At 63.2% G+C, this 21,057-nt stretch carries 18 protein-coding genes; 11 read left to right on the top strand and 7 right to left on the bottom strand.

The window, feature by feature from the left end:
* Entirely contained in the window at positions 1-744 is a 744-nt protein-coding gene (locus GTP58_RS07410) for an SDR family oxidoreductase (RefSeq protein WP_072782199.1), read from the bottom strand.
* Positions 745-847: 103 nt separating this feature from the next.
* Between GTP58_RS07410 and GTP58_RS07405 the strand changes: the two genes are divergently transcribed.
* Entirely contained in the window at positions 848-1,750 is a 903-nt protein-coding gene (locus tag GTP58_RS07405; RefSeq protein ID WP_161076861.1) for a LysR family transcriptional regulator, read from the top strand.
* Here GTP58_RS07405 and GTP58_RS07400 read toward each other — a convergent pair.
* On the bottom strand, positions 1,731-3,113 hold the full coding sequence (locus tag GTP58_RS07400) for an MATE family efflux transporter (RefSeq protein ID WP_161076860.1): 1,383 nt from the start codon (positions 3,111-3,113) through the stop codon (positions 1,731-1,733). The genes GTP58_RS07405 and GTP58_RS07400 overlap by 20 nt on opposite strands.
* A gap of 109 nt (positions 3,114-3,222) precedes the next feature.
* Here GTP58_RS07400 and GTP58_RS07395 point away from each other — a divergent pair, with 109 nt between their 5' ends.
* From GTP58_RS07395 to GTP58_RS07380, 4 genes are all read left to right on the top strand, one after another.
* A complete protein-coding gene (locus tag GTP58_RS07395; protein WP_161076859.1) occupies positions 3,223-4,137 on the top strand; it encodes an ABC transporter substrate-binding protein in 915 nt (304 codons plus the stop codon).
* A 102-nt stretch (positions 4,138-4,239) separates the two neighbouring features.
* A complete protein-coding gene (locus GTP58_RS07390) occupies positions 4,240-5,349 on the top strand; it encodes an ABC transporter substrate binding protein (RefSeq protein WP_161076858.1) in 1,110 nt (369 codons plus the stop codon).
* Positions 5,346-9,434 carry an EAL domain-containing protein gene (locus tag GTP58_RS07385; protein ID WP_161076857.1) on the top strand — a complete coding sequence of 1,363 codons (4,089 nt, stop codon included), beginning with the start codon at positions 5,346-5,348 and terminating at the stop codon, positions 9,432-9,434. Before GTP58_RS07390 ends, GTP58_RS07385 begins: the two co-directional genes overlap by 4 nt.
* A gap of 47 nt (positions 9,435-9,481) precedes the next feature.
* Positions 9,482-11,593 carry a TonB-dependent receptor plug domain-containing protein gene (locus GTP58_RS07380; RefSeq protein ID WP_373924726.1) on the top strand — a complete coding sequence of 704 codons (2,112 nt, stop codon included), beginning with the start codon at positions 9,482-9,484 and terminating at the stop codon, positions 11,591-11,593.
* On the opposite strand, the gene GTP58_RS31030 is transcribed toward GTP58_RS07380, so the two are convergent.
* Positions 11,572-11,733 (bottom strand): hypothetical protein, encoded by a 162-nt coding sequence (locus tag GTP58_RS31030; RefSeq protein ID WP_167544258.1) that lies wholly within the window; start codon positions 11,731-11,733, stop codon positions 11,572-11,574. The two genes, GTP58_RS07380 and GTP58_RS31030, sit on opposite strands and share 22 nt — an antisense overlap.
* Positions 11,734-11,923: 190 nt before the next feature.
* Here GTP58_RS31030 and GTP58_RS07375 point away from each other — a divergent pair, with 190 nt between their 5' ends.
* Positions 11,924-13,483 carry a DUF3300 domain-containing protein gene (locus tag GTP58_RS07375; protein WP_161076856.1) on the top strand — a complete coding sequence of 520 codons (1,560 nt, stop codon included), beginning with the start codon at positions 11,924-11,926 and terminating at the stop codon, positions 13,481-13,483.
* 85 nt (positions 13,484-13,568) lie between these two features.
* Entirely contained in the window at positions 13,569-14,303 is a 735-nt protein-coding gene (locus GTP58_RS07370; protein ID WP_161076855.1) for a hypothetical protein, read from the top strand.
* Between the two features lie 37 nt (positions 14,304-14,340).
* On the opposite strand, the gene GTP58_RS07365 is transcribed toward GTP58_RS07370, so the two are convergent.
* The 3 genes from GTP58_RS07365 to GTP58_RS07355 are packed head-to-tail and all read right to left on the bottom strand — an operon-like array spanning position 14,341 to position 16,850.
* A complete protein-coding gene (locus GTP58_RS07365) occupies positions 14,341-14,841 on the bottom strand; it encodes an SRPBCC domain-containing protein (RefSeq protein ID WP_161076854.1) in 501 nt (166 codons plus the stop codon).
* Positions 14,831-15,205 carry a helix-turn-helix transcriptional regulator gene (locus GTP58_RS07360; protein ID WP_161076853.1) on the bottom strand — a complete coding sequence of 125 codons (375 nt, stop codon included), beginning with the start codon at positions 15,203-15,205 and terminating at the stop codon, positions 14,831-14,833. The genes GTP58_RS07365 and GTP58_RS07360 overlap by 11 nt, the downstream gene beginning before the upstream one ends.
* Positions 15,206-15,239: 34 nt before the next feature.
* Complete coding sequence (locus GTP58_RS07355) at positions 15,240-16,850, bottom strand: methyl-accepting chemotaxis protein (RefSeq protein ID WP_161076852.1); 1,611 nt, start codon at positions 16,848-16,850, stop codon at positions 15,240-15,242.
* A gap of 204 nt (positions 16,851-17,054) precedes the next feature.
* Between GTP58_RS07355 and GTP58_RS07350 the strand changes: the two genes are divergently transcribed.
* From GTP58_RS07350 to GTP58_RS07335, 4 genes are read left to right on the top strand one after another with little or no spacing between them, the layout of a single operon-like run.
* Entirely contained in the window at positions 17,055-18,257 is a 1,203-nt protein-coding gene (locus GTP58_RS07350; RefSeq protein ID WP_072782220.1) for a SpoIIE family protein phosphatase, read from the top strand.
* A 12-nt stretch (positions 18,258-18,269) separates the two neighbouring features.
* Positions 18,270-18,827 carry a SiaB family protein kinase gene (locus tag GTP58_RS07345; RefSeq protein ID WP_161076851.1) on the top strand — a complete coding sequence of 186 codons (558 nt, stop codon included), beginning with the start codon at positions 18,270-18,272 and terminating at the stop codon, positions 18,825-18,827.
* Between the two features lie 23 nt (positions 18,828-18,850).
* A complete protein-coding gene (locus GTP58_RS07340) occupies positions 18,851-19,237 on the top strand; it encodes a DUF1987 domain-containing protein (RefSeq protein ID WP_072782224.1) in 387 nt (128 codons plus the stop codon).
* A gap of 8 nt (positions 19,238-19,245) precedes the next feature.
* Complete coding sequence (locus GTP58_RS07335) at positions 19,246-20,007, top strand: GGDEF domain-containing protein (protein ID WP_084560034.1); 762 nt, start codon at positions 19,246-19,248, stop codon at positions 20,005-20,007.
* Here GTP58_RS07335 and GTP58_RS07330 read toward each other — a convergent pair.
* Positions 20,004-20,954 (bottom strand): 2-hydroxyacid dehydrogenase, encoded by a 951-nt coding sequence (locus GTP58_RS07330; protein ID WP_161076850.1) that lies wholly within the window; start codon positions 20,952-20,954, stop codon positions 20,004-20,006. The two genes, GTP58_RS07335 and GTP58_RS07330, sit on opposite strands and share 4 nt — an antisense overlap.
* Positions 20,955-21,057 lie beyond the last annotated feature (103 nt).

Raw genomic sequence — 21,057 nt, 5'->3', positions numbered from 1 at the left:
TCAGATCTGCGCCGCGCCGCCGTCGACAAACAGCTCAATGCCGTTCACGAAGCTGCTGTCGTCGGTGGCGAGGAACAAGACGCTTTTCGCGATTTCCGCCGGTTCGCCCAGGCGCCCCATCGGCACCAGGCTCGCCAGATGGCCATACAGGCCGTCTTTCTGTTCCACCGGCACCAGCCCTGCCAGGCCTGGCGTAGCAATCGGCCCAGGACTCACCACGTTGACACGGATGCGGCGTGCTTTCAGATCCAGCAGCCATGAACGCGCAAAGTTACGCACCGCTGCCTTGCTGGCGCTGTAGACACTGAAATTCTCCGTGCCCTGGATCGACACCGTCGAACCGGTCAGGATGATGGATGCGCCGTCTTTCAGCAGCGGCAAAGCCTTCTGCACCGTGAACACCACGCCACGCACATTGGTGCCGAAGATGCGGTCAAAATGCTCTTCCGTGATCGCGCCCAGCGGCAGCATATCGCCGCCGCCCGCATTGGCGAACAGCACATCGAGCTGGCCGGAGCGCTGGGCGATTTCCGCATACACGCGATCCAGGTCAGCCAGGTCGGCACTGTCGGCACGCATGCCGACCACGCCATGGCCGATCGCCTCGACTGCCGCATCCAGCTCGGCCTGACGACGGCCAGTGATAAACACCTTAGCGCCCTGGCGCGCAAATTCCTGTGCGGTCGCCAAGCCGATGCCAGAGGTGCCACCGGTAACCAGTGCTGTTTTGCCTGCTAATTTCATGATCTGCTCCTTAAAAGTGAGTTGAGTGAACACACTTTAAGGCGTAACGATTATTTGATAAATATGGCTATAATGAATTCATTATTCCCATACATGCACAATCATGGATCAATTACTGGCAATGCGAACCTTCGCCCGCGTGGTGGAAGCCGGCACCTTCACCAAGGCTGCGGATTCGCTGCAAATGCCGAAGGCCACCGTGACCAAGCTGGTGCAGTCACTCGAGACGCATCTGGGCGTCAAGCTGCTGCAACGCACGACACGCCGCGTCACCGTCACGCCCGACGGCGCCGCCTACTACGACAAAGCGACGCGCTTCATCAAGGACCTGGGTGATATCGATGCCAGCTTTGGCGCGGCCCACGGCACGCCGCGCGGCCATCTGCGGGTGGACACCGGCTCCTCGGTCGCCACCCGCATCATCGTGCCGGCGCTGCCCGAGTTCATGGCGAAGTATCCGGGCATACAGCTGGACCTGGGCGTCAGCGACCGCCCGGTAGATCTCATCAGCGATAATGTCGACTGCGTGATACGCGGCGGCGCGATCACCGACCAGTCGATGGTCGCGCGGCAGATCGGCAAGGCAGCGTTTGTGACATGCGCCTCGCCCGACTACCTCAAGCGGCACGGCGTGCCCAAACATCCGCATGATCTGGAAAGCGGCCACCTGGTGGTCAGCTATCTGTCCGCCCGCACGGGGCGCGCCCTGCCGGTACACTTTACGAAAAACGGCGAACGGCTGGAGATAAGCACGCGCCATGCGGTCGGCATCAATGAGAGCAACGCCCACTTCGAAGCGGCCCTGGCGGGACTCGGCATCATCCAGACCTTTGATTACCTGGCCGATCCTTACATCGCCAGCGGAGCGCTGGTGCCGGTACTCAAAAACTGGCAGTCGCCGCCCTACCCGTTCTATGTGGTCTATCCGCCCAACCGCCACATGAGCAACCGGCTGCGCGTGTTTATCGACTGGATCGCAGAGCGCTTCAGCCTTCCACCACAATAGCGGGACGCAGCCGCTTGCGCGAGGTGCGCGCATGAGGCACCCAGGCGTGGGTCTGCCAGCGCCGCCACATGATGAGACCCCGTATCCACTCGTCGGCGGCGTAAGCGATCCACACGCCAGGCAGGCCCCATCCCAGCACCACGCCCAGCAGCCAGCTACCGCCGGCCAGCACGAACAGCATCGAGAATGCCCCCGCCATCACCGGGAAGCGCGCGTCGCCCGCAGCCCGCAAGGCGTTGATTACCACCAGATTGAAGGTGCGGCCTGGCTCCAGCAGCACCGTAATCCACAGCAGCGTGGCGCCCGCCGCCAGAATTTCGTGGTCCTGGGTGAACCAGGCCAGCAGCCAGTTCCCCATCAGCGCCGCCGCAGCAGCGATCGTCACGCACACCACCAGCCCACGCGCCAGCGCGCGCTTGACCACGCGGTGCGCCTCGCGCAAATGGCCGGCGCCGATCAGATAGCCCACCACGATTTCCACCGCCAGGCCGGTGGCGATGCTGAACATCATCACGCCGCCCATCAGCTGCAGCACATAGGCCTGCGTCGCCAGCGCCTTGGCGCCCAGTTCCGCCGCCGTGGCCACGCTGACCATGAACGCCAGGCGCCAGGCGATGTTTTCCGCCGCACCGGGCAAGCCGATATGCAGCACCGCCGCCAGTTCGCGGCGCGGCAGCTGCCACCAGTCCCCGCGCGACAGCGTAATGCCCAGATGCGCGCGCCACATCAGCAGGTGCAGGACCAGGCCGATGGCGCGGCTGACCGCCAGCGCCAGTGCATAGCCGGGCAAGCCCATGGTAGGCAGCGGCCCCCAGCCGTACATCAGCGGAATCGCCAGCAGCAAATGCGAGATGTGCATGATGACCAGCACCACCAGCGTATCGCGCGTCCGCAGATGCGCGCGCATCACACTGGCCATGGACGCATTCCACGCATCGAGCAGCATCGCGGGCGCCAGCGCCATCAGGAATGGCGCGGCGATCGGCAGCACTTGTGCAGGCGCGTTCAGCAAATGCAGCAGGCCGTGGGCGCCCAGCAGCGCCATCAGCGCCGTGACAACGCCCAGCCAGGTGCTGGCGCCAACCACGGCGCGCGCCACCTTGTCGGCCGCCGCACGCTGGCCGCCGCCCAGATTCTGCGTCACCACCACGCTGACGCCCGCGCCAATAATCCGAAACAAAATGAACAGGGTCGCCGACACCTGGCTGGCGATCGCAAACGCGCCGCCATTTTCATCCGAAATGCGCGAAGCCAGCGCGGTGCCGATCACGCTGGCCGCTATCCCCAATCCCAGTTCGACCAGCAATGGCCACGCAAGGTTAAACATGGGTGGCGTGCGTACCGGCGTTGGGGAGGCGGACATGGGAGCGGTCAGTAGAAGTGTTGCCAATTAGCTCTACTTTATACCAAGTGGAAGCGCTTTCACTAATAGTATTTGAGAAAACTATCCGGCTAGCCGTTAGACTTTCGACATGCCATTGAACCATCGCTTTCTCGTCTGCGCGTCCACCCTGCTGCTGCTCAGCGGCAACGCGGCCGCACAGTCATTGACCGTGCTGTATCCCGAGATCGGCGAACCATATCGCGCGGTGTTTGCGGAGATCATTCAAGGCATAGAAGAGCAATCCAAAGCCCGTGCCCACACCGTGCCGCTGGCCGCCAACAGCGATCCAGCCGAATCGCGCGGCAACGCCGCCAGGGTCGTCATCGCACTGGGACGGCAAGGCCTGAAGGCCGCCAGCGCACTGGAACCGGCGCCCGCCATCGTGGTCGGTGGCATCGGTGGCGGCGCCGACGCCGAGCGCTACACGGGCATCAGCCTGACGCCCGATCCGGCGCTGCTGTTTGCCACGCTCAAAGGCCTGCTGCCCGGCGTCCGCCGTGTCATCGTGGTCTACAACCCGCAAACCAACGCCGCGCTGATACGCATTGCGCAGGACGCCGCGCGCGCCCAGGGACTGGAGCTGACGGCGCTGGAGGCCGCCAACCTGGCCAGCGCCGCGCGCATCTACGAAACCCAGCTGGCCAGCGCCGACGGCCGCCGCGATGCACTATGGTTGCCGCAAGACGCCGTCACCGTGGATGAAAACACCATCCTGCCGCTGGTACTGAAAGAATCCTGGACACGTTCCCTGCCAGTGTTTTCCAGCAGCGTGCTGCATGTGAAGAAAGGCGTGCTGTTCGGGATGTATCCCAATAACCAGCAACTGGGGCGCGATCTGGCCGCGCTGGCACTGTCCATGCAGAACGGCGAAACCGTCCGGCGTGAGGTCACGCCGCTGCGCGCGGTACGTACCGCCCTCAACACGCGCACCGCCAGCCACCTGGGCTTGAATCTTGTCGTAAGCCAACAACGGAACTTCGACGCCATCTACCCCCAGCCGTAGACGTGTGGCTAAATTTCTTTCCGTTTTAGCAAAGACTCGACTTATACTATGAAAGCATCTTAACGGCGCCGTCTGCCTGTCGATGCGGTAACGATCGCCGTGATGAAAAAGATAATAAACGCCCTGTTTGCCGCCGTAGTGCTGCTGAGCTCGGCCGGCGCCCTACAGGCGAGCGGCGGCGCCTTGCAGTCCAGCGCCGCCGTCGCCACAGCCGCTGCCGACACCGGCATGCTGATTGAACCCATGGACATCGTCACCGTCGCGGCGCCGCTGCGTCCGGACGTCCGTCCCGTCACGTTGGCCCAGCTGGAAGACCAGCTGCGCCGCCCCGAGCTGCAAGCCTCGCTTGGCAAAGGCAGCATCGCCGTGGTGTATCCCAATGTGGAAGAGCCGTTCCGCTCGGCCTTTCTGGCCATGATCCAGGGCATCGAGGACCGCATCAAGCTCAAGGTGCGCGCCTACCCGGTCGATCCCCATGTCGATACGGCTGACCTCAACAACACGCTCAAGCGCAGCGGCACCAAAGTGGTGATCGCGCTGGGCCGTCAGGGCCTCAGCGCCACGGCTGGCCTTGACCGCGAGATCTCGGTGCTGGCCGGCGGCGTGCTGCTGCTGTCGGAGTCGGAAAACGTCACCGGCATCAGCATGACGCCCGATCCGGCCATGCTGTTCTCGCGCCTGCGCCTGCTGCTGCCGGAGTTGCGCCGCATCGTCGTGGTCTACAACCCGCAGAAATCCGACTGGCTCATCAAGCTGGGGCGCGAGGCGGCCAAGGCGCAGAACCTCGAACTGGCGGCCTACGTGGCGGCGGACCTGGCCAGCGCGGCCAAACTGTATAGCCAGCTCATCGCCAGCGCCGACAACCGCCACGACGCCATCTGGCTGCCGCATGACAGCACCACCGTCGAAGAAAGCACCATCCTGCCGCTGGTGCTCAAGGAATCCTGGAACAGCAACCTGCCGCTGTTCTCCAGCAATGTGCTGCACGTGAAGAAAGGCGCGCTGTTTGCCATGCTGCCCGATAACGTGGAGCTGGGCCGCACGCTGGCCGCATCCGCCATGGGCGTGATCGCCGGCGACGTGCGCCGCCGTCCGCTGGTGCCGCTGCGCGAACTGCAGACCGCCATCAATCTTCGTACCGCCAGCCATATCGGCCTGAATCTGGGTGCCTTGCAACAGCGCAGTTTTGACTTCGTGTACCCACAGCCATGAACACCATCCGACAATTCCTGCGCCGTACCGGCTTCCAGCAACAACTGACCATCATCGTGTCAGCCGCGATCCTGGGGCTGGCCGTGTTTTCCGCGCTGATGAATGCCTGGGAAGCCAACTCCCGCATGCGCGACCACTTCATCGGCCAGGGCCAGCGCATCGCCGACAACCTGGCCCGCCAAAGCACGCTCGCGCTGCTGTTCCACTCCGCCGAGAATGCGCGCGACGTGGTCAACGCCACCCTGGCCTTCCCCGATGTCGCCGGTTTGCAGATCATGGATGCGCGCCGCAAGGTGCTGCTGTCGCGCGTACAAGGCGACACGAAGCTCGCTGCGGCGCTGTTCAGCGCCATGCCGCCGTCGCACGCGGCCATGGTGGGCGAGACGGCCGATGGCTGGGTGTTTGTGGCGCCGGTCTACGGTGGCCAGTCGGAAGCGTCGCCGTTTGAACTGCAGGAACACCAGCAGCAGTTGCTGGGTTATGTGCATGTGCAGCTGTCCAAGGCCACGCTGCAGAATCTGACCTGGTCCCTGCTGCTGGGAAATCTGGGCCTGACGCTGTCGTTTGCCGTGATCCTGCTGGTGCTGGCGCGGGTGCTGACGCGCCATATGCTGAATCCCCTCAACGCGCTGTCGCGCCTGATGCGCCGCGCGGAACAAGGCGAATCCGGCATGCGCGCCGATCCCGCCGGCCCGCGCGACCTGATCGAAATGGGCCAGGCCTTCAATCAGATGATGAATGTGCTGGAGCAGCGCGAAGCGGAGCTCAAGGAATCGCGCGACGCCGCCGTCAACATGGCGCAGATGAAGGCGCAATTCGCCGCCACCGTGAGCCATGAAGTGCGCACGCCGCTGAATGGCGTGGTCGGCATGCTGGACATGCTCAAGGAAACCCGCCTCACCCAGCGCCAGCAGGAGTTTGTCGACGTCGCCTGGAATTCGTCGCGCACACTCATCGCGCTGATTAACAACATCCTCGACTTCTCCAAGATGGAAGCGGGCAAGCTGAAACTGGAGGAGACTGAATTCAGCCTGGCGACGCTACTGGCGGAAGTGGTCGAACTGGTGGGCCGGCCGGCGCAGCAGAAAGGCGTAGGCGTCAGCTGGGCCGTTGCCCCCGACGTACCGGACCGCATCCTGAGCGACGCCTTGCGCATCCGCCAGATCCTCATCAACCTGACCGGCAATGCCGTCAAGTTCACCGAGTGTGGACAAGTGACCATCAACGTCACCCAGTCCGGCGCCGACGCACCGATGCTGACGTTCGAAGTACGCGACAGCGGCATCGGCATGAGCGCCGACGTCCAGCGCCAGCTGTTTGAAGCCTTTGTGCAGCCGGACCCCACCACTACCCGCCGCTTCGGCGGCACGGGCCTCGGCCTGGCCATCTGCAAGCAGCTGGTGGAACTGCTCGGTGGCCAGATCGGCGTGCAGAGCGTGGCCGGCACCGGCACCACATTCACCTTCGCGATTCCATGCCAGCCCGCCGGCGTGCCGCTGGCGCCAGCGTTGCCCACCACCGTGCTGCACGCGGCGCCCCGCACCGCGCCTGCGCGCCAGTTCCGCGTGCTGGTGGCCGAAGACAACCGCACCAACCAGATGGTGGCAGCCGGCATGCTGGCCATGAACGGCTGCGTGTGCGAGTTTGCCGCCGATGGCGTCGAAGCCGTGCGCGCCGCCCAGCGCGAGCGCTTCGACCTGATCCTCATGGATTGCAGCATGCCGGAGATGGACGGCTACGAAGCCACCGCCCACATCCGCCTGGCCGAACTGGCGCTGGGGCGCCGCACGCCGCTGGTGGCCATGACTGCCAACACCCAGATCGGCGATGCAGAAAAATGCCTGGCCGCCGGCATGGACGACTATCTGGCCAAGCCCATCACGCTGGTCGAACTGCGCCACAAGCTGGAGAAATGGCTGCCGCAAGGCGATCATATGGGCGCCGTCACACACAGCGCCGCCAGTCACACCACGGCTGCCGCCAGCCACACCTCGCGCGCCGCCGGCAATGCACCGGTCGACCTGGAAGTGTTCGACAAGCTGCGCGAAGTGCTGGGCGAGTCGCTGCCGCACGCGGTCATGCCCTATCTGGAAGACACCCCCGTCTGCCTGGAAGAACTGACGCTGGCAGTGCGCGCCGGCGACATGAACACCGCCCGCAACCGCGCCCACGCACTCAAGGGATCATCGGGCAACTTCGGCGCGGAGGCGCTGGCGCAACTGGCGCTGCAGGCGGAGCAATTCGCTGCCGCCAACCAGCCGGAGCGCATCGAGCCGCTGCTGGCGCCATTGAACGAGCAGTATCGGTCGCTGGCCGCCTTCCTGCGCGCAGAGCTGGACAACACCGACAGCGACGACCTGCATCTGAGCGACGACACCCCACAGGTGCTGGTGGTGGACGACGACCGCAGCACCCGCAGCACACTGCGCCACACGCTGCAACGCGACGGCTTCCGCGTGGAGGAAGCCTCCGACGGCCAGCAGGCGCTGGCAATGCTGACGCGCTTCCAGCCTGACGTCATCCTGATGGACGCCATGATGCCGGTGATGGATGGCTTTACCGCCTGCGCGCGCATGCAGGAACTGCCCAACGGCGCCGACATTCCGGTGCTGATGATCACCGCACTGCAGGACAACTCGTCAGTGGAACGCGCATTCGCGGCCGGCGCCAGCGACTACATTCCCAAGCCGATCCACTACGCCGTGCTGTCGCAGCGGGTACGCCGCATCATCGAAGCCAACCGCGCGGAGAAGCGCATCCGCCACCTGGCCTACAACGACGTGCTGACCAACCTGCCCAACCGCACGCTGTTCTTCGAGCTGCTGGGCAAGAGCATCGACCACGCGCGCAGCGCGGGCCAGCAGGTGGCGGTGCTGTTCATGGACCTGGACCGCTTCAAATACGTCAACGACAACCTGGGCCACGCAATCGGCGACCGCCTGCTGCAAGGCGTGGCGCAGCGTGTGCGCCAGACCGTGCGGTCGGCCGATGCCGTAGCGCGTCTGGGCGGCGATGAATTCACCGTGGTGCTCAATGAGCTGGACAGCCCGGCATCGGCCGCCAGCGCCGCACACAACATCGTGCGCGCATTGTCCGTGCCCTTCCCGATTGACGGCCACGAGATTTTTGTCACGGCCAGCGTCGGCATCGCCATGTTCCCGCACGATGGCGGCGACGTCGCCACGCTGGTCAAGCATGCGGACAGCGCCATGTACCGCGCCAAGCGCACCAACACCGGCTTCCAGTTCTATGAATCGTCAATGGAGCACTCGATCTCCGAGCACGTGCGGCTGGAAAGCGATTTGCGCCGCGCCATGGAACAGCAGCACCAGCTGGAAGTCTATTACCAGCCGCAGGCCTGCCTGAGCAGCGGCCGCATTATCGGCATGGAAGCGCTGGTGCGCTGGCGCCATCCGACGCGCGGCATGATACCGCCGGCGGACTTCATTCCGCTGGCCGAGGAAACCGGCATCATCAACCAGCTGGGCGATTGGGTGCTGCGTACCGCCTGCACGCAACTGCGCCAGTTCATGCGCAACGGCCTGCCGGAGCTGCGCGTGGCGGTCAACCTGTCGGTGCGCCAGCTGCTGCAAAAAGACTTCGCTGCGTCGGTGGAAGCGGTGCTGGCGGACACCGGCCTGCCGCCGCACCTGCTGGAGCTGGAGATCACCGAAAGCACGCTGATGGAAAATGCACAGGACACGCTGGCCGCGCTGCATCGCCTGCGCGAGCTTGGTGTGCGCCTGTCGATCGACGATTTCGGCACCGGCTATTCCTCGCTGTCCTACCTGAAGCGCTTCCCGGTCGATATCATCAAGATCGACCGCTCCTTCGTCTACGACCTGCCGCAGGACGCCGACGACGCGGCCATTGTCAGCGCCATCATCGCGCTGGCGCACAGCCTGCGCCTGGAAGTCGTGGCCGAAGGCGTGGAAACCAGCGAGCAGCTGGCGTTCCTGGCGGGCCGCGAATGCGATCTGATGCAGGGGTATCACCTGAGTCCCGCGATTCCGGCGGACCAGTTTGCTGAACTTGTGAGAAGAACTGTAGACATGGCTACAACACTTCCATCGTCAAGCTGCTGAATTCAGGATAGAATCAAAAAAACAACTAGGGAGATTGCATCTTGAAAGTGTTGAGCGCCCACCAGCTACAGCTTAAGCTGTGCGTGTCTGCGGCACTCAGCTTGGCGCTGAACGCCGCCTTCGCCAGCCCGGTCGCGGACGAAGACGAACTGGCGCTGGTCTACGGCGCGGGCGATAGTGTCAGCATTGCCACCGGCAATCTACAAGCCTTGCGCCGCGCGCCCGCCGTGGCCACCGTGATTACCGCTGCCGACATCGCCGCAATGGGTGCGACCGATCTCGACCAGGTACTGGAAAGCGTCCCTGGCATCCACGTCAACCGCACGCCCAACAGCTATTCGCCGCTGTATGTGGTGCGTGGCATCGTCAGCGCCTACACGCCGCAGATCCTGATGCTGCAGAACGGCGTGCCGATTACCACCGCCTACATCGGCAACAAGGGCAATATCTGGGCCGGCTATCCGGTCGAGCATATCGCGCGTATCGAAATCATTCGCGGCCCCGGTTCGGCGCTGTATGGTTCGGACGCTTATTCGGGCGTCATCAACATCATCACCAAAGGGCCGAACGAGGCCGCCGGCACCGAGATCGGCGTGCGCGCCGGCTCGCTGTCCACCTACGATGGCTGGGTACAGCATGGCGGCAAGCTGGGCGCCATCGACGTTGCGGCCTATCTGCGCGTCGGCCAGACCGACGGCATCCGCGAGACCATCGAGGCCGATGCGCAAACCCGTAACGACAAAATATTCGGCACCAAAGCCAGCCTGGCGCCGGGACAGCTCAACACCGAGTACAAGGCAGTCGACGCCAATCTGGACCTGATCTACGGCGCCTGGCGCGCGCGCTTTGGCTACAAGCGCCGCTACGACATGGGCAGCGGCGCAGGCATTTCGTCGGCGCTCGATCCGGTCGGCCGCCAGCAAAGCGAACGCGTAACCTCAAGCCTGAGCTGGGCCGAACCACAAGTGATGCGCGACCTGGGACTGGGCGCGAGCCTGAGTACCCAGCAGTACTCGCAGGAGATGCCGACGCGGTACAATCTGCTGCCGCCCGGCCTGGCCTTTCCCACCGGCCCATTCCCGAACGGGATGATCGGCGCGCCCGAGACATGGGAACGCACCTATCGCCTGTCCGGCTATGCGGACTACAGCGGCGTGCGCAACCACCACCTGCGCGTCGGCCTGGGCCACGACGATATCGACCTGTACCGCACGCGCGAATTCCGCAACTTCAATTACGCCAGCAACGGCACGCCGATTCCGCTGCCGGCCGTGATTGAAACCACTTACACCACGCCGTTCCTGCGCCCGCAGCGCCGCAAGATCGACTACGTGTATCTGCAGGATGAATGGAGCTTCGCACCGGACTGGAATCTCACCGCCGGCGTGCGGCATGATCACTACTCGGACTTTGGCGGCACCACCAATCCGCGCCTGGCACTGGTGTGGGACGCCAGCTTTGACCTGACCGCCAAGCTGCTGTACGGCCGTGCCTTCCGCGCGCCCGCATTTGCCGAAAGCTATGGCATCACCAACCCGGTCGTGCTGGGCAATCCCAACCTCAAGCCCGAGAAGAACGCCACCACCGAGTTGTCCTTCGCCTGGCAAGCGCGCACCGATGCGACTGTGAACCTGACCTTCTACCGCTACAAGATGAAGGACATCATCCGCACCGTGCCCAACGCGATGACCGGCACCGGTTCGACCTACAAAAACACCGGCGACCAGACGGGCCATGGCATCGAGCTGGAATCCAGCTGGACGGTGACGCGCGATCTGCGCCTGTCGGGCAACTACGCGTTCCAGCGCTCGACTGACGAAACCAATCACACCGATGCCGGCTACGCGCCGCATAACCACCTGTTTGGCCGCGCCGACTGGGCGTTCACCAGCGGCTATCAGGCCGGCGCGCAAGTCAACTGGGTGGCTGGCCGCAAGCGTGCGTTCGGCGATGCCCGCACCAATCTGAGCGACTACACGACGCTGGACCTGACGCTGGCGACACGCAATGGCCGTAACCAGTGGAACTTCGCGCTGGCGCTGCGCAACCTGTTCAACACCGACGTGCGCGAGCCCAGCCCCGCGCCCGGCCTGACGCTGCCGTACGACCTGCCGATGGCGCCGCGCACCGTATCGCTTCAGGCTTCGTACAAGTTGTAGTGCTTCAGCAGCCGCCAGCCCAGCTCTTCGCGTATGCGTTCGGGCGTAGGCGGCGGCGTGTGTGCATCACGGCGCTGCTGCAACAGGCGGCGTACCGCCTCTTTGCTGGGATGGGTAGTTTGTGTCCGGGGCGGCTCCATGATGGCCTCACTCAATCCATTACGACCGCTTCATCATGCGCCCCTCCCACACCGGTTCATCCAGAAAATAGCCGTGCCTTTGCACAGCTAATGTGGCTTTGCCGACCCCGCGCACGTTACAACAGGTAACAGCTTTATCAGCGGCGAGTTGTTAATCTGCTTCCAAACTTAGCGAAGAAGGAAGCTCATCATGCCCGTTCAGCCACAAAATTTAAGAACAGCAATTTCCTCGACCCTGATACTGAGCCTGCTGACGATTGCCGGATGCAACAAGCCTGCGGACACGCCGCAGCAGAATATCGCGGCAGCGCCAGCCGCTGCCCCCTACACGCCGCCCACCGCTGAGCAACTGTCGCAGATGGTGGCGCCGATCGCGCTGTTCCCCGACAAGCTGGTGGCCCAGGTGCTGGCGGGCGCCACCTACCCCGAACAAATTACCGCCGCCAACCAGTGGCTGGCGCAGAATCCGGCGCTGAAAGGTGAGACGCTGCAAAATGCAGAAGCCGCGCAGCCGTGGGACGTCAGCGTGAAATCGCTGACCGCCTTCCCTGGCGTACTGAACCAGATGGCCGGCAATCCCCAATGGACCAGGTCACTGGGCGAAGCCTATGTGAACGATCCCAACGATGTGATGAACGCCATACAGGCGATGCGGCTGCGTGCCCAGCAGGCGGGTAATTTGAAGAACTCGCCGCAGCTGCGGGTATCGACCACCGTGCGCCAGGCGCCGCCGCCGGACTACGCGCCATCTGCGGCGGAGCCGTTGGCCTATGCCGGCCCGGCGGTGATACCGCCGCCACCGCAGACCATCGTGATTGAACCGGCGGAGCCGGATGTGGTCTACGTGCCGCAATACAATCCCACGGTCGTGTATGGCGAACCGGTGGCGGTTTATCCGGGCTGGGTGCGGCAGCAGCCGGCTTATAGCAGTGAAAACCTGGTCACGACCGGGCTGCTTTCGTTTGGTGTCGGCGTGCTGGTGGGCGCCGCCATCAACCATCATCACGACAACGGCTGGCATGCATGGGGCGTCAACTGGGGGGCGCCGCATCCTGACCATTACGACCATGATGGCGGGTGGCATCGCCCGGCCGTGGTGTACAACAACGCGACGTATATATCGAAGTCCGTTACCGTGGTGAATCACGTCAATAACTACCGAATTACCAACAACGTCATCAACCAGGCACCGCCTCGCCCAGCCGGGCCGATGAGCATGCCGCACTTCAATCATCGAGATATGGAACCAGGCCCGCGTGCGGCAGCATTAGCACCGCCGCCGCCGGTCCGCATGGCGGCCGCACCTCAGCAGGTCCAGCCGGCAGCGCCACCTGCCGTTCGGACCGCAGCGCCGGCACATAGCGCGCAAGCCGCGCCACCGTTGCCCCGCCATGATCTGCACCTGCAGCAACAGCAGCCACCACAGCAGCACGTCGCCCAGCAAATGCCGGCGCCGAAAAGCCCGCCACCTGCTGCCAACCCCGTCCACGAACATGCCGCCGAGCCGCAGCAACACAGCAATGCCGCCCAGCACATGCCACAAATGGCCCAGCACGTAGAGGCGAACCAGCCGCATCCTCCCGTCGCAAGCCATGACGCGAAGCCGCCTGAACATCCTCAGCCGCATCCAGCGCGTCAGGACATGCTCGCCATGCACAACGAGCGGCCGCATTCCGCGCCGCCAGCGCCAGCCAAGCCCGCGCCAGAAAAGCACGAAGACAACAAACACTCTCACGAACATCACGGTTAAATTACAAATTGGCAATATAGCAAAGCATCTGCTTTACGGGCGGGGCAACAGTGATAGAGTAAGAATTTTCTTTTTGACAATCACGATGCAACGCCTGATTAACCCCATTGTTCTGCGATTACTTTGTATTTGCGGCAGCGCCTCCGCTCAGCAGGCGCCGCTAGACCTGGTGGACCAGGTCATCATCGGACAGTTCCGGGATCACAGTGCCGAGCTCTTATGCCTGAACGAGAATCTATCGCTGCCCATCATCAAGGCCGCCGTGATTGCGCGGCTACCGCAAGCCCAGGCCGGCAATGCGGAAGCCATTGCCAAAATGGTGTACACGCTGTATCCGTGCCCGTTCTCTCCGTATCGCAAGGAGCTCCGGCCAGCGGCCACGCAGGATATCGAAGGCGTCTGGCTGTTTCCAGAAACCTCACAGAAATTGCGCTTTGGGCCGAAGCCCTCGGATTTGACGTCGCGCCGGTTCCAGCCAGTGAAGTGTGAAGCCGTCGCCTACTACCCCAACGGCGAAATACGCAATGCGCAGATAACCGGCACCTCCCCATGCCTATTTGCCTCGGCCAAGGACATGGATATCTCCCGCAACAACCCGCGCGTCGCCAGCTGGACCGTACAGGCCGACGGCCGGCTGGCGATCAGCCGCACCGACGTCCAGAATCACGTGGAAGAATGGGAGGTATTTAGCGTCGTCACCCCGTTCGACGTACACGGGATTCATTTTGACGCAGGCGACCTGGTGCAATATTTGCGACGCGAGCGCGGGAACGACTTCAACGCCGCCACCATGTTCCGCCACCTGCAACGCTTACGCTAATATAAGCGGTGGCGAAGCATGCCACCGCACCGCCGGTTTAATTCAACGCCAGCAGTAACTCGTCCAGGCGCTCCAGCGTTGACGTCATGCCGTCCTTCATTCCCATGTCAATGACTTGCTGGATCGCTTCGGCCGAGGCATAGGCAACCACCGTCTCAACCACGGTATGGGCCGCCTTGTCCGAGAACGTGACGTTCCAGGTCGACCGCGGCAGATCAGGATTCAACGCCCCGCTGGCATCGGAAAAACCATCCAGCGCCGTGTAGCGATCAATCGGCTGTATGGTCTGATAATCCAGACGTCCCCAGTATTCCTGGCCATTCGGCTCAACCATCGCGTAATGCCAATGACCGCCTTCGCGGAACTCCATGGACTTGGTTTTCGTGGTCAGCGGTTTCGGTGCGAACCAGCGGTCCAGCAGCTCGCTCTTCGTATAGCAATCCCACACCAGCTGTCGCCCGGCGGCAAACTCGCGCTGGACGGTGATGGTGCTCTTTTCTTTATCGACCACGAAGTCAAATTGCAAATCAGCTTTCATCTTGTTCGCCTTTCAGGGTAATGAGTAGGTTATCGAGGTTGTCATATCGGCTTTGCCAGGTCACGCGCTGCTGTTCGAACCACTGTTCTGCTGCTGCCAGGTTCTCACGGTTAAGTTTGCAGGTTCGTACCCGACCTGTCTTCTCGGATGCAATCAGACCGCAGCTTTCAAGAACCTTGATGTGCTTCAGGAAGGACGGCAGTCCGAGGCCGAATGGCTCCGCCAGCTCCTTGATGGAAGCCGACCCCAAACCCAGCCGCGCAATCACCGACCGTCGAGTCGGGTCAGCCAGTGCGTGGAACATGTCGTCTAACGATGCAGAATAGTTTCCCATGTGGCGAACTATATCACGATAGTTTTCCATTTGGCGAACTATTTATGACCAAGCCTCGACCTGCTCACGCCGCCTTGCGCAACTCCGCTGGCGGCAAGGCCACCCGCACCGGCAGCTGCTGAATCCGCGCTGCGTCGATTTTGAAGGATCCGACCAGTTGCGCCAGTTCGCGCGCCTGCGCCTGCATGGCGCCGGCCGCAGCGGCGGCTTCCTCCACCAGCGCCGCGTTCTGCTGGGTGACATCGTCCATGTCGCTGATGGCCGCATTCACTTGCTCGATGCCGTGTTCCTGCTCTTCACTGGCAGCGCTGATGGCGCCAATAATCGTCGTTACCTTCTGCACGCTGGCAACGATCTCGACCATCGTCGCGCCCGCCGTCTCAGCCAGCTCGCTGCCGCTGGCAACCCGCTCCGCCGAATCATTGATGAGCTTTTTGATTTCCTTCGCGGCATCCGCAGAACGCTGCGCCAGCGAACGCACTTCGCCCGCCACCACGGCAAAGCCACGGCCTTGCTCGCCGGCGCGCGCAGCTTCCACCGCCGCGTTCAAGGCCAGAATATTGGTCTGGAACGCGATGCCGTCGATGACGCTGGTGATGTCCACGATTTTGTGCGCGTAATCATTGATGCTGGCCATGGTCCGCACCACTTGCGATACCACGGCGCCACCCTTGCCCGCCACCTCGGACGCCGACACCGCCAGCTGATTCGCCTGGCGCGCGTTGCCGCTGTTCTGGCGCACGGCGGCGGTCAATTCCTCCATCGCCGACGCCGTCTCTTCCAGCGCGCCAGCCTGGTGCTCGGTACGGCGCGACAAGTCCATATTGCCCGTGGCGATTTCACGCGAAGCCGAGTCGATCGCTACCGCGCCATCGCGCACGCGGCCCACGGTGTCGGCCAGGCGGCCCGTCATGTGGCTCAGCGCATCGAACAGCTGGCCGATCTCGTCGCTGCGGCCATGGGCAATCGCCACATGCAGTTCACCGCCGGCCACCTGCTCCGCCAGTTCCACCGCCCTGGTCAGCGGACGCACAATGCTGCGGGTCAGCTGCCATGCCAGCACCGCCCCCAGTACCAGCGTCGCGCCGCCCAGGCCGATCAGCAAAGCACGGCTGCCCGCGAACTGGCTGGCCGACTGTTCCGCCAGCGCCTTGGCCTGCTGCGTCTGATACGCCAGCAGTTTATCCAGCGCACCGGTGTAGGCCTTGAAGACGCCGGGCCACTGGTTATCCAGCACCTCGCCCACTTCCTGCACCCGGCCACTGTCCTTGAACTTGAACATCTCGCCGCGCATGGCCAGGAAAGCTGCTTTCCTGGCCGCCACCGCACGCAGCAGTTCGACTTCCTGGCCCGCAGCCGGCATGGCCGCCAGCTTGCGCTCCATCTCGGCCGCCACTTTTTCGCCGGCGGTCAGCTGCGCCTGGAAGATGTCCGACACTTCCAGGCTGTCGCTGCGGCCAATCGACATCGCCCGTAAACCGTTCAGCTCAGTCACGCCGAGCAACTCGGACGTCAGCTGCTGCCGCGCCAGCTTCTCGTGCACCAGGTTGGACGCCGTATCGTTGGCCGACTGCAGCCGCCACAGCGACACGCCCGACATGCACGCCATCACAAACAACAGCACCGCGAACGATGCCACCACACGCATACCCGTATTCAATTGGGGGAATTTCATAGCCATTCATCTAAGGAAAAGTGCCTACTGCACGAATACTCACCAATTTACACACCGAATATGACGTCGATGTTACCGCAAGGCAATTTAAGCAATACTATTTTCTTCTGGTTAAGATGTAATGAGGATGTAACAATTTCCCAGTAGCATGTAAGGCTCAGTGTTGATAAAGGGTTTCCGGCCGTGGAGTTCAATGCCTCTCGTTTGCACCTGCCTCGTTTTCGTCTGTCTGTGGCCGCCGATTTGTGCGTCGAGACGATTTCGGTCCTGTCGGATACCAGCAATTTCGCCGTCCTGGAACTGTTCACCGAGCGCCGTGACCTGATGAGCCTGCCCGTGATCGAGGCCGGCCGCCCCATCGGCCTCATCAGCCGCAACATCTTCATGTCGCAGATGTCCAAGCCCTTCTATCACGAGCTGTATGGCAAGAAGAGCTGCATCGCCTTCATGGACAAGGAACCGCTGATCGTCGATGCCAACATGAGCATTGAAGCGCTGACCTTCCGCGCCGTGGAGTCAGGCGAAAAAGCCCTGGCCGACGGATTTATCGTAACGCGTGACGGCGTACTGGCCGGCGTCGGCTTCGGCTTGCAGCTCATGAACGTGGTGGCCAATATGCAGGCCGAGAAAAACCGCCAGATCATGCACAGCATCGACTACGCCAGCGTGATTCAGCGTTCGCTGCTGCGCCCCTCCAACCTGGCCCTGTCCGAAGCGCTGGACGACGCCCACCTGGAGTGGCAGCCGCGCGATGTGGTCGGTGGCGACTTCTACCACTTTGCCCGCTACGAGGATGGCTGGTTCGCCGCGATTGCCGACTGCACCGGCCACGGCGTCCCGGGCGCCTTCATGACCCTGATTTCTTCGTCGACGTTAACCCAGGCCTTGCAGCAACTGGGGCCGCGCGATCCGGCCCGCCTGATTGCCGAAGTCAGCCGCGGCGTCAAAGGCATGCTGGGCCAAGTCGAAGGCCATGGCACGGCGGAGTCCAACGATGGCATGGATGCCGCCTTCCTGTGGTTCGACAATGCCACGCGCCAGCTGCACTTCGCCGGCGCCAAGCTGTCGCTGTTCCAGCTCGACCCGGACCAGCAGGCGGTGCAGACCGTGGACGGCGAACGCATGGGCGTCGGCTATGTCGATTCGCCGCTGGACTACCAGTGGACCAATAAAGTCATCCCGATTCCGGAAGGCAGCCTGCTGTTCCTGACCACCGATGGCCTGATCGACCAGATCGGCGGCGCCAAGGACATCGCCTACGGCAAGCGCCGCATGCGCGACGTGCTGCTGGCCACGCGTACCGAGTGCGCGCGCCATGTGGCCCAAGCCATGCTGGACGACTACCAGACGTGGCAGGGCGAACAGCCGCGCCGCGACGACCTCACCTTTTTCTGTTTCCGCCCCTAAGAGGAGCACGATTTGTTGTACAAAGAATTCAGCGATTTCTATGAAGTGGCCCGTAAGCGCCACATCATCTTTTTCTACGTGGGCTATTTCTCGCAGCACGTGGTCGCCGCCATTTCAGAGACCATCAAGGCGCGGCTCGATACGGCCGGTGCGGCAGGCCCAACGCGGCGCCGCATCTTCTCCTCGTTTGTCGAAATGTCGCAAAACATCATGCACTACTCGTCGGACACGCTGACGCCGGATACCGAGACCGAGAACCAGATGCGCCGCGGCTCGTTCTGCATCGGCATGAAAGGCGACAGCTTCTTCCTGCTGTGCGCCAATCCGGTGGACAGCGAGAATGTGGAACGCATCCGCAGCCGCCTGGAGCCGCTGCACAGCATGACCATGGAAGAGATCAAGTCCGCCTATAAAAAAGCGCTGCGTGAAGAAACCCCGGCCGACAGCAAGGGCGCGGGCCTGGGCTTCCTGACCATGGCGCGCGACGCCAGCGAGCCGCTGGAATTCGAATTTGTGCAGGATGAACACAACCCCGAAGCCACGGTCTTCTGCATCAAAGCGATTATCTGAACCAAATACTGAGAACAACGACAATGGAACCACTTTTTATCGCCGCCTCGCCCACCTCGCCGGAAGTCGACTTCCGCTTCGACCAGCACACGCTGTCGATCAAGGGCGAATCCTATCCAGAGAACGCCGCCGCCTTCTACGGCCCGGTGATCGCGCGCGTGCAGGCCTATCTGGACAGCTACAAGGATGCAGAGATTACCGTCAACGTCTCGCTGGCCTACTTCAACAGCTCCAGCACCAAGATGCTGTTCACCTTTTTTGAAGCGCTCAACAATGCCGCCATCGCCGGTAACCAGGTACGCCTGAACTGGTACCACGACGAGGACGACGACACCATCCTCGAATTCGGCCAGGAATTGCAGGACGATTTCGGCGCCCTCGACTTCCACGACCATGCAGTGAGCAACTGATGAAACCCATGGCCGACGCCGACCTGTTTGCGCTGGAGAGCGCCGCCTTGGCCAACGCCAAGGCGGCACATGCCGACCCACGCGCCGACGCCCGCGCAGCGCTGGCCGAGATGATTGTCCATTACGAGCGCCTGATGCGCGAGAGCCGGCGCCTGATCCGCCGCAGCGACCGCGCGGAGCTCGACATGAACCAGATGAACCGCCAGCTGCACGAACTGGCGCAGCAACTCGAATACCGCGCCACCCACGATCCGCTCAGCGGCGCCCTGAACCGCGCCGCCGTCATCGACACCGCCAGCGCCTGCCTGCAACACAGCGATATGGCGCTGATCGTGCTGGACATCGACCACTTCAAGTGGATTAACGACGATTTCGGCCACCCGGCCGGCGATACCGTCATCAAGACCGTGGTGGTGTGCCTGCGCCGCCTGCTCGGACCGGAAGTGGCAGTCGGCCGCGTCGGCGGCGAAGAGTTCTCGGTGATCTGGCCGACCTCCGACGTCGAGGAAGCGCGCGAGGTGGCGCTGCACATCTGCGAGGCCATCGCCGACCAGGTCTTCGGCACGCCGATCGACCGCCAGATCACGGCCAGCGTGGGCGTCAGCTGGAATACGGCAGGCACCGGCTTCGAGCTGGCCTACAGCCGCGCCGACGAAGCACTGTACGCCGCCAAGCGCGCGGGCCGCAACTGCGTGAAAGTCTATTCACAACTGCCGCTGCCCGTCACCGCCCACGTCCCCGCCAGCGTCAGCCTGAGCACCGAAGCCTAGGCGACGGGCGTCAGCAGCGGCTTGCCGCTGAAGTGCGCCGACAGATTGTCCACCACCAGCTGTCCCATGGCGTGGCGGGTTTCCACCGTCAGGCTGCCGATATGCGGCGTCAGCACCACATTGTCCAGCTCACGCAACGCCACCGGCACGCGCGGCTCGTCGGCGAAGACATCCAGCGCCGCCATGCCCAGCGTGCGCCCGCGCAGCGCAGTGATGAGCGCCTCCTCATCCACCAGCGAGCCGCGCGCGATATTCACCAGCGTCCCCTGCGCACCCAATGCCGCCAGCACTTCCGCATTCACCGCATGCTGCGTCGCCGCGCCGCCGGGAGCGGCAACCACCAGATAGTCACTGGCCTGCGCCAGCGCCAGCAGCGACGCGGCACGCGGTACCGTGACGCCGTCGATCGCGCGCGGCTGGAAATACTGAACCTGCATGCCAAACGCCTGGGCCCGGGCGGCGATGGCCCGGCCGATGCGGCCAAAGCCAAACACCCCGCACACCTTGCCGCGCAGCGCACGCGTGGGCGCTACCGGCTTGCCGGCTTCCCAGGCGCCGGTCCGCACATAAAAATCCAGCGCCGGCAGACGGCGCGCCGCCGACAGCAGCAGCGTCAGCGCCAGGTCGGCCACGTCGTCGGTCAGCACGCCCGGGGTATTGGTCACGGCGATGCCGCGCGCCCGCGTTGCAGCCAGATCCACCGCGTCGGTGCCGATGCCGTTGACCGCCACGATTTCTATTTTTGGCAACTGCGCCAGCAGCGCGGCGTTGATACCGATGGCACCTGTCGTCAGCACGCCACGCACGCCGGGCGCCACGTTTTGCAGCCACGCCGCCTGTGTCTCGCGCGGCTGCTGCCACAGATGGTGGCAATCAAACTGCTGCTCCAGCTGCGCCATGACATCGGCGGACGGGCTGGCGGCCATGACCAATACTTCAGGTTTCATATAGGTACCTACTGTCGTTAGCATTGTGGCGATTGTACAAGCGCGGGCGATTTCCCGTTGGGAGTCATGGACTTTCAGTCAGCATTTCCGTATGCTTGACTTA

The sequence above is a fragment of the Duganella sp. CY15W genome, from assembly GCF_009857555.1.
In the GTDB taxonomy this organism is placed as follows: Bacteria; Pseudomonadota; Gammaproteobacteria; order Burkholderiales; family Burkholderiaceae_D; genus Rugamonas; species Rugamonas sacchari.
This window is presented reverse-complemented; position numbering and strand designations above follow the sequence as displayed.